This is a genomic window from Cyanobium sp. N5-Cardenillas, from assembly GCF_024345515.1.
In the GTDB taxonomy this organism is placed as follows: Bacteria; Cyanobacteriota; Cyanobacteriia; order PCC-6307; family Cyanobiaceae; genus Cyanobium.
The window spans coordinates 1-12,255 of sequence record NZ_JAGQBG010000077.1 but is presented as its reverse complement, the minus strand read 5'-3'; the positions used below and the strand labels follow the sequence as shown (position 1 = coordinate 12,255).

The window sequence follows — 12,255 nt, the reverse complement described above, 5'->3', positions numbered from 1 at the left end:
GGGGCGTGAGCACCGGAAAGATCGCCTTGCTGAAGTAGTCGTCGGCCCAGGCTTTCTGGGCCTCGTTGAGCCTCAGGTAATCGAGCAGCTGGACGCCGTATTCGGCGAGGTGGGTCTTGAGGGAATGGCGGTAGTGCTGCTGCTGGATCTCCAGCAGGGGACGAAGCTTGGTGTGGATCGCTTCCAGCTGTTCCTGGGGGGTCAGGCCGTCGTCACTGCGGCTGGTGACGCCTGCCTCCACCTGGGACTTCAGCGAAGCCACCCGCACCATGAAGAATTCGTCGAGGTTGTTGCTGAAGATGGCGCTGAATTTGGCCTGCTCCAGCAGGGGGGTGCTCTCGTCGAGAGCGAGGGCCAAAACCCGATGGTTGAAATCGATCCAACTCTGCTCGCGGTTGATGTAAAGATCGGGAGCGACGACCGGCTGAGACGACATACGGCGGAGCTCCGCGGGCATGGGGGGAAGCGCAACGTAGCAATGGCGATCCCGCTCTCAGGGTGTCGCCTCTGCTTGACGGTGGGATCCTGCCGCCACAAGCCACACCACCACCGCCATCAGGAGAATCCCCAGCCAGAAGGGGCTTCGGCGGCCGATGGTCTCATAGGCCAGTCCCGCCAGGGGCGGCCCCAGGAAGCTGGCCAGGCTCTGCAGCCCCTGCAGGCTGCCCAGGGCGGCGCCCTGGCCGCTGTCGGCCAGCCGCCGTGACACCAGGCTGCGCAGGCTGGGGGTCACCAGGCCGGTGCCCAGGGCCAGGATCGCCACCGCCGTGAACACCACGGGCACGGCGTTCCGTTGCTCCGCCAGGGGCACCAGCAGGAAGCCCGCCATGACGCAGCCCAGGCCGATCTGGGTGAGACGCCACTCCCCCAGTCGCTGCACCAGCGGACCGATCAGACCGCCCTGCACCACCGTGGCCACCACACCCACCACCAGGAAAGCGCCGGCCGAGAGGCCCGGCCCCCAGCCGAAGACCTGCTTGAAGTACAGCACCAGCAGGGCGGTGAAACCGCTGAACCCCAGGAAGAAGAGGAAGAAGGCGGCGCAGAGGCGCCGCACCCGGGGATTGGCGAACACCCGCTGCAGCTGGCCGAAGGGCTGCAGCTCCCATTGCCTGGGCAGGGGCAGACGGGCCTCGGGCGGATGGGTTTCCGGCAGCAGGGTTACCACCACCACCAGGTTCAGCATGGCGAAGCCCACGGCGAGCAGCAGCGGCAGGCTCACGTTGATGCGGCCCAGCAGACCGCCGAGGGCCGGGCCAAGGATGAACCCCAGCCCGAAGGCCACGCCGATCAGGCCGAAGGCCCGGGCCCGCCGCTCCGGGGTCGAGATGTCGGCCAGCACGGCGGCGGCCGTGGCGGCGGTGCCGCCGCTCACCCCGTCGATCAGGCGGGCGGCGAACAGGAGGGCCAGGGGCATTCCGCTGGCGGCGGCCTCCGGCCAGAGGCGGCCCCAGGGCAGCATCACGGTGAGGGCGAACAGGCCTAGGCCCAGCACCGAGCCGGCCACACAGGCCATGATCACGGGCCGGCGGCCATAGCGGTCACTGAGGGCGCCGATCAGGGGGGTGAAGGCGAACTGGGCGATGGCATAGCTGCCGGCCAGCAGGCCGAGGGTGCGGCCGTCCGCGGTGAAGTCCGCCAGCAGGAACGGCAGCAGCGGGAACACGATGCTTTCCCCCAGCCGGTCGTTGAGCAGCGTCAGGAAGGCGCAGAAGAGGGTGGAGGGGCGCGAAAGGCGCACGGCGGCCAGCAGCCGGGAGGCCAGGGCACCCTCCCATGCCGGGTGGCGACTCAGGGGTGACGGCTCAGCAGCCGCTTGATCCGATGCTTGGCCCGGGCGATGGCGGTGCGCAGGGTCTGCCGCAGCGGGATGGACGGCGGCGCAGGTTGGGCATATTCCTTGTGAAAGCTGGGATCGAGCCGGCGCAGGCTGTCGATCCGGCGGCTGTCGATCGGGTAGGGGTTGGTTGGGGCCGTGTGGAACTGCCGGTCCAGGCCCTCCAGCAGCTGGAGCCACTGCCGGTAACTCGCTTCGGCGCTGTAGTGCTGGGCGACGAGACCCCTGGCCGCCGTGGAGCAGCGCCGCCAGAGGTCGGGATCGTCGGCCAGTCGCAGCAGGGCTCGGGCCGCTTCGGCCGGATCCTCCGACACCAGCAGGCCGGTGCGCCCGTGATCCACGAGTTCGGGAATGCCACTGGGAATGCGACGCACCACCGGCACCACCCCGGCCGCCATGGCCTCCAGCAGGGCGATCGGCAGGCCCTCGAAGTCGGACATCAGCAGGATGGCCTGGGCGTCGAGCAGCCTGGCCTGCACCTGGCTGGGCGGCAGGGGTCCGGTGAAGCTGATCGCCCCGCTGAGGCCAGCCTCCGCCACCTGCCGCTCACAGTTGGCCCGGGAGTAGCCATCGCCGATCAGGGTGGCGCGAAGGGAGTCGCTGGAGCCGCAGGCTCTGATCAGTGTCTGGATCACCAGCGAGGCCCGTTTCTGGTGTTCCCAGATCCGGCCGCTGAAGACCACCTGGAAGGGATCCTTGCGGAACTCCGACGACCCCACCGGAAGGGAGACGCCGTAGGGAATCACACGGGCGGGTCGATCGAGGTGCCTGCGGTTGAGTTCGTCGCGGATGTGGCGGGACACGCAGACCAGCGAACTTCCCTGGCTGGATTCTCCGAAGGCCCTCACCGTGGCCCAGTAATCCGGATCATCCGAATGCAGCGTCAGCGCCCAGGGCAGCCCCCGGGTGCCGGCCAGCGCCGCCGCCGCGTAGTGGGCCGGTTTGCACTGGGGCAGGAACACCGTGGGTTGCCAGTCGTTGAGAAAGGCCAGGGTGTCCTCGATATCTTCCTTCAGGCTGGTGCGGCGCGGTGTGGAGAACACGTCGATGCCCTGACGGCGTAGGTCCTGAAAAAGCGGGGGTTCAATACACGGATCAGGGCGTGGTTCCGCAGGCGCGACGACGAAATGGATGGCGACAGTCACACCATCGGCTGACAATCGTCTGGCGAGGCCTAGAACCCAGGTGGTGACGCCGCTGATGTCCTGCGCCTGGCTGTAGTGGGCAAAGGCGACTCTCAACACACGTCCGTGGTGTCCGAACTGTAACGATAGCTGCGGACCTGGACCCTACCTTTGGGCCGCGTGATTGGTTCCGTGGCTGGGCCGGTGTCACTCAAGCCTCCCCTGGACGCCATGGCCTGGTGATCGGCAGAACCGACGCGAGGCAGGAGGAGTGGGCGACTGAACGTCTGTATCCCCGAAATAAGACTCGAAGCCTGCCGGTCTAACACTTCGCATCAGATTGAGGCTTCAGAGGAATCAGTCACCTGTGCAGGCCGCTTCTCAGAACAGCTGGTGGGGGTCGATCTTCAGTTGCCCCCGATCCACCGCCAGGGAATCGTCTGGCGAGGCCTCATGGTTTCAGGTGAGTAGGATCGAGTTCGGTCAAGGAACGGTCCAGACCTTTCCATGGATGCCGCCCTTCCAATGACCATCACCCGACCCACCTGATGCTCGCTGTCACCTTGCCTCCAGGGGCGTTCACCGTCAGCTGAATGATCGTCGGTTTCTGGATCGCCGTCACGGGCCTGGAGCTCGTTCTGTTTCTGGCCATTCATCTGGGTGGCGTGGGGATGGCCCTGCTGGATCCGATGGGGTTCGAACACGTCTCCACCTCCCTGCACCAGCAGGCCTGGCTCCCCTGGCTGGAGGGCGCCCTGCTGGCGGCTGGTCTGGGCCATCCCCTGCTGTCCCTGCAAAGGGCCCGCGCCAATGCCCAGGCCAGGGGACCGGCCGGCGGTCCCCTGCGCAGCCGCCGCCAGGGGCCATGGGAGCCGCTGGAGGCCCTGGCGGCCCGGCTGATCCCCTGGAGCGGATCACTGCTGTTGCTGTTCCTTGCCGTCCACCTGGCCCAGTTGCGTTGGCACCGGCCGCCGGCCGGTGCTGAACTGGCTGCGGTGCTGGCCGTGCTGCGGGCACCCTGGTGCCTGGCCCTTTACGTGGTCGCCGGGGCGGCGGCGGGTCTGCACCTGCTGCATGGCGCCGAGAGTGCCGTGCGCCGGCTGGGGCTGCTCGAGCCCGACAATGCGCTGGCCCTGCGCCTGGGCGGGCGGGGGCTGGCCCTGCTGCTGGGAGCGGGGTTCACGCTGCTTCCCCTCGCCCTGGTGCTGCGTCCCGCCCTCCCGCTGCTGGCCGGCCAATGAGCCCCACCCCGCTCCTGGATCCGCGCTTGCCCGACGGCCCCGTTGCCACCGCCTGGCAGCGCTGCCGGGAGAGCCTGCCGTTGCTCAGCCCCAACCGCAAGCAGCGGCTGCGGATCCTGGTGGTGGGCAGCGGCCTGGCGGGGGCCTCGGCCGCCGCCAGCCTGGCCGAGCAGGGCTACCGGGTGCAGGTGCTCACCTACCACGACAGCCCCCGCCGGGCCCACTCGGTGGCGGCCCAGGGGGGCATCAACGCCGCCCGCAACTACGCCAACGACGGCGACAGCGTCGAGCGGCTGTTCCGCGACACGGTGAAGGGGGGTGATTTCCGCGCCCGGGAAGCCGGCTGCCATCGGCTGGCCGAAATCAGTGGCGCGATCATCGACCAGTGCGTGGCCCAGGGGGTGCCCTTCGCGCGGGAGTACGGCGGCACCCTGGCCAACCGCAGCTTCGGTGGGGCCCTGGTGAGCCGCACCTTTTACGCCCGGGGCCAGACGGGGCAGCAACTGCTCTACGGCGCCTACCAGGCGATGCTGCGCCAGGTGGCCGCCGGCCGGGTGGAGCTGCTCTGCCGCCGCGACATGCTCGATCTGATCGTGCACGACGGTGTGGCCAGGGGCGTGGTCTGCCGGCACCAGATCAGTGGCGCCCTCGAGGTGCTCAGCGCCGATGCGGTGCTGCTGGCCAGCGGCGGTTATTCCAACGTCTTCTACCTGTCCACCAATGCCCTGAAGTCGAACGCCACGGCGATCTGGCAGGCCCACCGGCGTGGGGCCTGCTTCGCCAACCCCTGCTTCACCCAGATCCACCCCACCTGCATCCCCAGCGGCGACGCCCACCAGAGCAAGCTCACCCTGATGAGTGAGAGCCTGCGCAACGACGGTCGGATCTGGCTGCCGCTGCGCCCTGGCGACGACCGGCCGCCGGCGGCGATCCCCGCAGCGGCGCGCGATTACTTCCTTGAGCGGCTGTACCCCAGCTACGGCAATCTGGTGCCCCGGGATCTGGCCTCACGCCGCGCCCGGGAGCTCTGTCTGGAGGGCCGGGGCGTCGGGCCCGGGGGGCGTTCCGTGTATCTCGACCTGGCCGAGGCCATCGCCCGGGACGGCACCGGAGCGATCGACGCCCGCTACGGCAACCTGCTCGAGATGTACGAGCGCATCACCGGCGACGACCCCCGGACCACACCGATGCGGATCTACCCCGCGCCGCACTACACGATGGGCGGGCTGTGGGTGGACTACCACCTGATGAGCACGGTGCCGGGTCTGTTCGTGCTCGGCGAGGCCAACTTCTCCGAGCATGGCGCCAACCGCCTGGGGGCCAGTGCCCTGATGCAGGCGTTGGCCGATGGCTATTTCATCGCCCCGGCGACGGTCACGGGCTGGCTGGCGGGTCGGGCCAACGGCGCCCTGCCGGCCGACCACCCGGCCTGTCGGGAGGCCGTGGCGGCGGTGACCGCCCGCATCGAGGTCCTGCGAAGCACGGGGGGCACCCAGCCCGTGGATGTCTTCCACCGGAGCCTCGGCCACCTGATGATCGACGCCTGCGGTATCAGTCGCCGACCGGATCGCCTCACGGCGGCGCTCGATGAGCTGGAGGAGCTGCGGGTGAACTTCCTGCATGAGGTCTGCATTCCAGGGGAGGACGGCCTCTTCGGTGGTGAGCTGACCAAGGCCCTGCGGCTGGAGGATTTTTTCGGACTGGCGGACCTGATGCTCAGGGATGCCCTGGAGCGGGAGGAATCCTGCGGCGCCCATTTCCGCGAGGACCATCAGACCCCGGCCGGCGAAGCCCAGCGGGATGACGAACGCTTCGCCCACATCGCCGCCTGGGAGCACCGGCCCGGAGCGACCCCCATCCGGCACAGCGAGCCGCTCGTGTTCCGATCCATCACGCCAGGACCGCGCAGCTACGGGTAAGAGGTTCGGGACGGCCGAAGAGAAAGCCCTGACCCCGGACACAACCCATGGCGAGCAGGCCGGCATGTTGCTCGGCAGTCTCGATGCCTTCGGCGATCAGACCCAGGCCCAGGTCACGGGAGAGACGGATCATCGCCTCGAGCACCACCGCCTTGCGGTGATCACGGAGAAAATCCGCGATGAACGTGCGGTCCACCTTGATCGTGTCGATCGGCAGTCGTGCCAGCCAGGACATACTGGAGTAACCCGTGCCGAAGTCGTCGAGATGCACCTTGACGCCGGCCTGCCGCAAGCGTCGCAGCTCGGATGTGGCCAGGTCGGGATGTTCGATCAGGATGCTTTCGGTCACCTCGATCACCGTCCAGGCAGGATCCACGCCGGCCTGTTCGGCCTGGCTGAGGAAGAAGTCGCTGAGGCCGCTTTCCTTCAGTTGCAACGGACTGACGTTGATCGCCATGGTGACCTCTGAGCCCTCGGCGCGGAGCTGGCACAGACGCTTGAGGGCCTCACTGATCACCCAGCGCCCGATCGGCAGGATCAGGGCTGTGCGTTCGGCGAGGGGGATGAATTCCGACGGGGTGGCGATCGGCGAGGCGATGGCTCCGAGGCGCAGCAACGCCTCCATGCCCACCACCGCGCGATCGCCCAGCTCCACGATCGGCTGGTAGGCGAGAAACAGCTTTTCGTGTTGGAGTGCGCCTTCCAGCTGATGGCGCAGGTGGATGTTCTTCCTGACTTTCTTGTCGATGGAGGGGTGGTAAAAAGAGATGTGCTGATCACCGTTCGTCTTGGCTTCGTACATGGCAAGATCGGCTCGACGGATCAGCTCATTGACGGAAATCTCCGGATCATCCGAGATGGTGATGCCGATGCTCATCGAGGGGCGGATCGTATGGTCTTCGACCGACCAGGTCTGACCAACAGCGTCATTGAGACGCATCGCCAGCTGCAGGGCATCAGCCTCATTGAAAATGCCCATCGTGAGCACGACGAACTCATCGCCACCGAGGCGCGAGAGGATGTCTCCGAAACGCAGGGACCGCTGCAGCCGACGGCCGATCTCGACCAGCAGGTCGTCGCCGATCTGGTGGCCGTGCAGGTCGTTGATCTCCTTGAAGGAATTGAGATCGCAGAACAGGATGCTGATCCGGCCGCCGTTCTCCCGCTGGGTCTTGAGGGCGGCACGGATGCTGACGTGCAGGCCGCGGCGATTGGGAAGGCCGGTGACCGGGCACTCCATCACCTTGGTGGCCAGGGCGAGGCGTTCCAGCTCCAGGGCCCGGTTCAGGTTCTCGGTCTGCTGCCGCCGCCGCTCGATCCGCTCGGCCTCGACCCGCAGCTGCTCATAGGAGAGCAGAGCGCTGACGTCGCGGAAGCAGAAGATCAGGGGCCGCAGCCGTTCGCTGCGAACGGGCTTCCACTCGATCTCGATGGCGCGCAGCTCAAGCCGATGCAGCACCTTGGTGAACTGCCCCCCCTGGTCGCCGCTGGCGAGCACCTGCTCGGGGTTCAGCAGGGGGGCGCCGTCACAATCGCGGGGGAGCTGGTCATAGATCGATTCGCCCAGCAGCGCCGGAGGGGTCCGCTCCACCAGCTGCGCATAGCTGGCGTTGCACCAGAGCACCCGCCCCTCGCAGCTGGTGATCACTAGGCCGTCGCTGATCGTGCCGAGGGCCGCCTCCAGCCTCCCCATCGACCGACGCAGTTCCACCACCAGCTTGCGTTGGTCGTTCACGCGGTGGCAGGAACCCGGTCGGGCATGGGGCGGGCGGAACAAAACTGAAAATTTACTGAGTATTGCATCTTTCCCCTCGGTGATGGGGCCCCTGCCGTGGGGATGACGCGGAACGACAACATCTCGTCCCACCGAGCGGCAGAATCAACCCAGGTCCTGGCGCCTTCCTGGTCCCGCCAACGGTGACGCCCCTGCCAAGCCCGTTTCGATGACCACCCTTTCCCTCACGCTGAGGATCTGGCGCCAGGCCGGTTCCGGCGACCACGGTGGCTTTGAGGTCCATCGGCTGGACGGGGTCTCGACCGACCTCTCGCTGCTGGAGGCCCTTGACCTGCTGAACGAACGGCTGATCGTCTCCGGGGAGCGTCCCGTGGGGTTCGAGCACGATTGCCGTGAGGGCATCTGCGGGTCCTGTGGTTTTCTCGTCAACGGCCAGGCCCAGGGGCCCCAGCGGGCCACCAGCGTCTGCCAGCTCTACCTGCGCCAGTTCCGTGATGGCCAGGTGCTGACCCTGGAACCCTTCCGGGCCAGGTCCTTCCCCGTGCTCCAGGATCTGGCCGTCGACCGCTCCGCCTTCGACCGGATCATCGCCGCGGGCGGGTATTGCTCCACCAACACCGGCAGTGCGCCGGAAGCGAATGCCCTGCTGATCGGCCGCGAGCAGGCGGCCCAGGCCTTCGACACGGCGGCCTGCATCGGCTGCGGCGCCTGCGTGGCCAGCTGCCGCAACGCCTCCGCCAGCCTGTTCGTGGCCGCCAAGCTGGCGCACCTGGGCCAGTTGCCCCAGGGCCAGCCGGAGCGGCGCCACCGGGCCCGGGTGATGCAGGCGCAGATGGTCAGCGAAGGCTTCGGCAGCTGCAGCAGTCACCTGGAATGCGAGGCCACCTGCCCCAAGCAGATCTCCGCCGACTGGATCAGCTGGATGCACCGCGAATCCTGGCGGCGAGCCTGAGGCTTCAGGCGCCCGCAGCGGCGCAGTGGCGGGCGATCACCCCCTCCTCATCGGCGGGGACCCGCAGCAGTTCGAACGGCTCCAGCCAGGTGAGCGCCGCCTCCAGCTCCTGCCCCAAAGCCCGGTCGTGTTCGCCGATGCCGCCGGTGAGGGCGATCACGTCGACCCCGCCCAGGCTGGCGGCCATGGCCCCGATCCCCTGCAGCAGCTGGTGGCGGAACACCGCGATTGCCAGCTCGGCGCCGGCGTGGCCTTCGGCGGCGGCCTGGCGCAGGTCCTTCATGCTCGGACTCAGTTGCGAGAGACCCAGCAGGCCGCTCTCCTGCTGCAGGTCGTGGTCGAGCTCCTCGGCCGTGACGCCCCGGCGCAGCAGGTGCAGCAGCAGGCCGGGATCGATGGAGCCGCTGCGGGTGGCCATCACCAGGCCCTCCAGGGGCGTGTAGCCCATGGTGGTGGCGATGCTGAGGCCCCCCCGGATGGCGCAGAGGGAGCAGCCGGCGCCGAGGTGGCAGCTGATCAGCCGCAGGTCTTCACCCCGGCGGGCCACGGTCTCGGCCACGTGCTGGTGGTTGAGGCCGTGGAAGCCGAAGCGCCGCAGGCCCTCGGCGCGCCAGTGGACCGGAATCGCATAGGTGCGTGCGGCCTCCGGCAGGGTGCCGTGGAAGGCCGTGTCGAAGCAGGCCCATTGCTCGATCGCGGGCTTCCAGTGGGTCAGCCAGCGCATCACCCGCAGGGCCGGACCGTTGTGCAGCGGGGCAAGGGGCACCAGCCCCTCCAGCACCTCCAGCACCTCCGCATCCAGCCGTACGGGGGCCGTGAAGCGCTCGCCACCATGGACCACCCGATGGCCGGCGCGGATCAGCCCCTCCCCCCAGGCCGAAAGGGCCTCGGGCAGCCAGGCGTCCAGCACCGCCTCCAGACGCTCCTCGGGGGCTGTCCTCTCCGCGGCGCCGATGCTCCAGTTGCTCTGGTCCCTCCATAGGCAGTCCCCTGAGCGGGTGTGCACGGAGATCTTGAGGCTGGAGCTGCCGGCATTCAGCACCAGCACCTCGCCAGCCAGCTCGCCGCCCACCGTTGCCGGCTCCGTCATCCGTGCTCGGCCGCCGGGGGCGTCCAGCGCCAGTCGGTGACCTCCGGGGCATCCTTGCCGTGGGTATGGGCGTAGGCCCGGTGGGACAGGATCGCATCCTGCATCCGCTCCTTGACGTGGGCGGCGCGGGAGCGCAGGAAGGGCACCCGATTGACCACGTCAATCACGAGATTGAAGCGGTCGATCTGGTTGTTCATCGCCAGTTCAAGCGGCGTGTTGATGTTGCCCTTCTCCTTGTACCCACGCACGTGGATGTTGGCGTGGTTGGTGCGGCGGTAGGTGAGACGGTGGATCAGCCAGGGGTAGCCGTGGAAGTTGAAGATCCCTGGCCGATCGGTGGTGAACAGGGTGTCGAAGTCCCGGTCGCTGAGGCCGTGGGGATGTTCGTTCGGCTCGGTGAGGGCAAACAGCTTCACCACATTGATCACCCGGATCCGCAGACTCGGGATCTCCCGGTGCAGGATCTCCACCGCCGCCAGCGTCTCCTTGGTGGGGATGTCGCCGGCGCAGGCCATCACCACATCCGGTTCATCCGGCTCAGTGCCGCAGTCGTCGTTGCTGGCCCAGCCGACGATGCTGATGCCCTTGGCCACGTGGCGCCTGGCCTGCTCCAGGGTGAAGTACTGGAGGTGCTTCTGTTTGTCGGAGACGATGATGTTGCAGACGTTGGTTTCCTGCAGGGCCTCCTCCGCCACCGCCAGCAGGCAGTTGGCATCGGCCGGCAGATACACCCGCACCACGTCACCGCTCTTGTTGCCCGCCAGGTCGATGAAGCCGGGGTCCTGGTGGGTGAAGCCGTTGTGGTCCTGCCGCCACACCGTGGAGGAGATCAGGCAGTTCCAGGCACCGATCGGTGCACGCCAGGGGGCGTGCAGGAGGCAGGATTCCAGCCATTTGGCGTGCTGGTTGAACATCGAGGCAATCACATGGGCGAAGGCCTCGTAGGTGTGGAAAAAGCCGTAGCGGCCGGTGAGCAGATAGCCTTCCATCATGCCCACCAGGGTGTGCTCGCTGAGCATCTCCACCACCCGGCCGCTGCGGGCCAGTTCGCTGCCGTTGAGGTCTTCCGGCAGGAATTCCTCCATCCACACCTTCTTGCTCACCTCATAGATCGCCTGCAGGCGATTGGAGGCGGTTTCGTCGGGGCCGAACACCCGCATGGAATAGGGATTCGCCTGGATGATGTCGCGGAGCAGTTCGCCCAGGGGGTAGGTGTTCTCCTCCTCGGTGGCCCCCGGTGCCTGCACGTCCACCGCGTAGTCCTCGAGGGGTGGGAACTGCAGCTTGCGGCGCAGCAGGCCGCCGTTGGCGTGGGGGTTGGAGCCCATGCGCCGGTTGCCGTGCGGCGACAGTGCCTGCAGTTCCGGAATCAGGGCGCCGTTGGCGTCGAACAGCTCTTCAGGCCGGTAGCTCCTGAGCCACTCCTCAAGCATCTGCAGCTGCTCGGGATCGGTGTTCGGCGCGGCCAGGGGAACCTGGTGGGCCCGCCAGAACCCCTCCAGCTTCTTGCCGTGCAGGGAGGCCGGTCCGGTCCAGCCCTTGGGCGAGCGCAGCACGATCATCGGCCAGGCGGGGCGGACGGCCTCGCCGCTGGCGCGGGCCTCGGCGCGGATCTCCAGGATGCGGCCGATCGCCTGGTCCATGGCGGCGGCCATGGCCTGGTGCATCGCCATCGGCTCATGCCCTTCGACGAAGATCGGATCCCAGCCGTTGCCGCGCATCAGGCTGGCCAGCTCGTCGCGGGGGATGCGGGCCAGCAGGGTGGGGTTGGCGATCTTGTAGCCGTTGAGGTGGAGGACAGGCAGCACCGCCCCGTCGCCGATCGGGTTGAGGAACTTGTTGATGTGCCAGGAGGTGGCCAGGGGGCCGGTCTCGGCTTCGCCATCCCCCACGCAGGCCAGGGCGATCAGGTTGGGGTTGTCGAACACCGCTCCGCAGGCGTGCGACAGCACATAGCCGAGCTCGCCCCCTTCGTGGATCGAACCGGGGGTTTCCGGGGTGCAGTGGCTGCCGATGTGGCCGGGGAAGGAGAACTGTTTGAAGAAGCGCCGCATCCCTTCGGCGTCCTGGCTCTTGTCGGGGTAGACCTCGCTGTAGCTGCCGTCGAGGTAGGTGGGGCCGAGCACTCCGGGGGCGCCGTGCCCAGGCCCCGACAGGTAGATCATGTCGAGGTCATGCCGCCGGATCACCCGGTTGGCATGGGCCCAGATGAAGGCCTGGCCGGGAGAGGAGCCCCAGTGGCCCAGCAGCCGCGCCTTGACGTGCTCATGACGCAGGGGTTCGCTCAGCAGCGGGTTGGCGCGCAGGTAGATCATGCCGACGGCCAGGTAGTTGGCGGCGCGCCACCAAGCATCAAT

The 12,255-nt window shown here is 67.9% G+C and carries 8 protein-coding genes and 1 pseudogene; 3 read left to right on the top strand and 6 right to left on the bottom strand.

Translation table 11 applies throughout. The features are described 5' to 3' along the window. The 3 genes and pseudogenes from KBZ04_RS07985 to KBZ04_RS07975 all read right to left on the bottom strand — a co-directional run. Positions 1-457 (bottom strand): annotated as a pseudogene (locus KBZ04_RS07985) (RNA degradosome polyphosphate kinase); the annotation flags it as partial. Between the two features lie 36 nt (positions 458-493). Beyond that, positions 494-1,741, bottom strand: coding sequence for an MFS transporter (locus tag KBZ04_RS07980; protein WP_254991422.1), 1,248 nt, complete (start codon positions 1,739-1,741; stop codon positions 494-496). A gap of 50 nt (positions 1,742-1,791) precedes the next feature. Beyond that, positions 1,792-3,081, bottom strand: a complete 1,290-nt coding sequence (locus KBZ04_RS07975; RefSeq protein WP_254991421.1) for a glycosyltransferase family 4 protein — start codon at positions 3,079-3,081, stop codon at positions 1,792-1,794. A 473-nt stretch (positions 3,082-3,554) separates the two neighbouring features. Here KBZ04_RS07975 and KBZ04_RS07970 point away from each other — a divergent pair, with 473 nt between their 5' ends. Together KBZ04_RS07970 and KBZ04_RS07965 are read left to right on the top strand one after the other, a co-directional pair. Next, positions 3,555-4,202 (top strand): succinate dehydrogenase, encoded by a 648-nt coding sequence (locus KBZ04_RS07970; RefSeq protein WP_254991420.1) that lies wholly within the window; start codon positions 3,555-3,557, stop codon positions 4,200-4,202. Further along, complete coding sequence (locus tag KBZ04_RS07965) at positions 4,199-6,121, top strand: fumarate reductase/succinate dehydrogenase flavoprotein subunit (protein WP_254991419.1); 1,923 nt, start codon at positions 4,199-4,201, stop codon at positions 6,119-6,121. Before KBZ04_RS07970 ends, KBZ04_RS07965 begins: the two co-directional genes overlap by 4 nt. Here the strand turns inward: KBZ04_RS07965 and KBZ04_RS07960 are convergent. After that, on the bottom strand, positions 6,093-7,856 hold the full coding sequence (locus KBZ04_RS07960; protein WP_254991418.1) for a putative bifunctional diguanylate cyclase/phosphodiesterase: 1,764 nt from the start codon (positions 7,854-7,856) through the stop codon (positions 6,093-6,095). The two genes, KBZ04_RS07965 and KBZ04_RS07960, sit on opposite strands and share 29 nt — an antisense overlap. A 208-nt stretch (positions 7,857-8,064) precedes the next feature. On the opposite strand from KBZ04_RS07960, the gene KBZ04_RS07955 reads away from it, so the two are divergent. Next, positions 8,065-8,808, top strand: coding sequence for a succinate dehydrogenase/fumarate reductase iron-sulfur subunit (locus tag KBZ04_RS07955; RefSeq protein ID WP_254991417.1), 744 nt, complete (start codon positions 8,065-8,067; stop codon positions 8,806-8,808). Between the two features lie 4 nt (positions 8,809-8,812). Here the strand turns inward: KBZ04_RS07955 and KBZ04_RS07950 are convergent, their stop codons facing one another. Continuing rightward, positions 8,813-9,898, bottom strand: coding sequence for an acetate/propionate family kinase (locus KBZ04_RS07950; RefSeq protein ID WP_254991416.1), 1,086 nt, complete (start codon positions 9,896-9,898; stop codon positions 8,813-8,815). Beyond that, positions 9,895-12,255, bottom strand: a 2,361-nt coding sequence (locus tag KBZ04_RS07945; protein WP_254991415.1) for a phosphoketolase, incomplete at its 5' end; no start/stop codon positions are given. The genes KBZ04_RS07945 and KBZ04_RS07950, both read right to left, overlap by 4 nt.

What these genes read in the sequence shown, in the direction of transcription:
- KBZ04_RS07965 (WP_254991419.1), top strand. Translation starts at nt 4,199, where the DNA reads ATGAGCCCCACCCCGCTCCTGGATCCGCGCTTGCCCGACGGCCCCGTT.
- KBZ04_RS07950 (WP_254991416.1), bottom strand. Translation starts at nt 9,898, where the DNA reads ATGACGGAGCCGGCAACGGTGGGCGGCGAGCTGGCTGGCGAGGTGCTG.
- KBZ04_RS07970 (WP_254991420.1), top strand. Translation starts at nt 3,555, where the DNA reads ATGATCGTCGGTTTCTGGATCGCCGTCACGGGCCTGGAGCTCGTTCTG.
- KBZ04_RS07955 (WP_254991417.1), top strand. Translation starts at nt 8,065, where the DNA reads ATGACCACCCTTTCCCTCACGCTGAGGATCTGGCGCCAGGCCGGTTCC.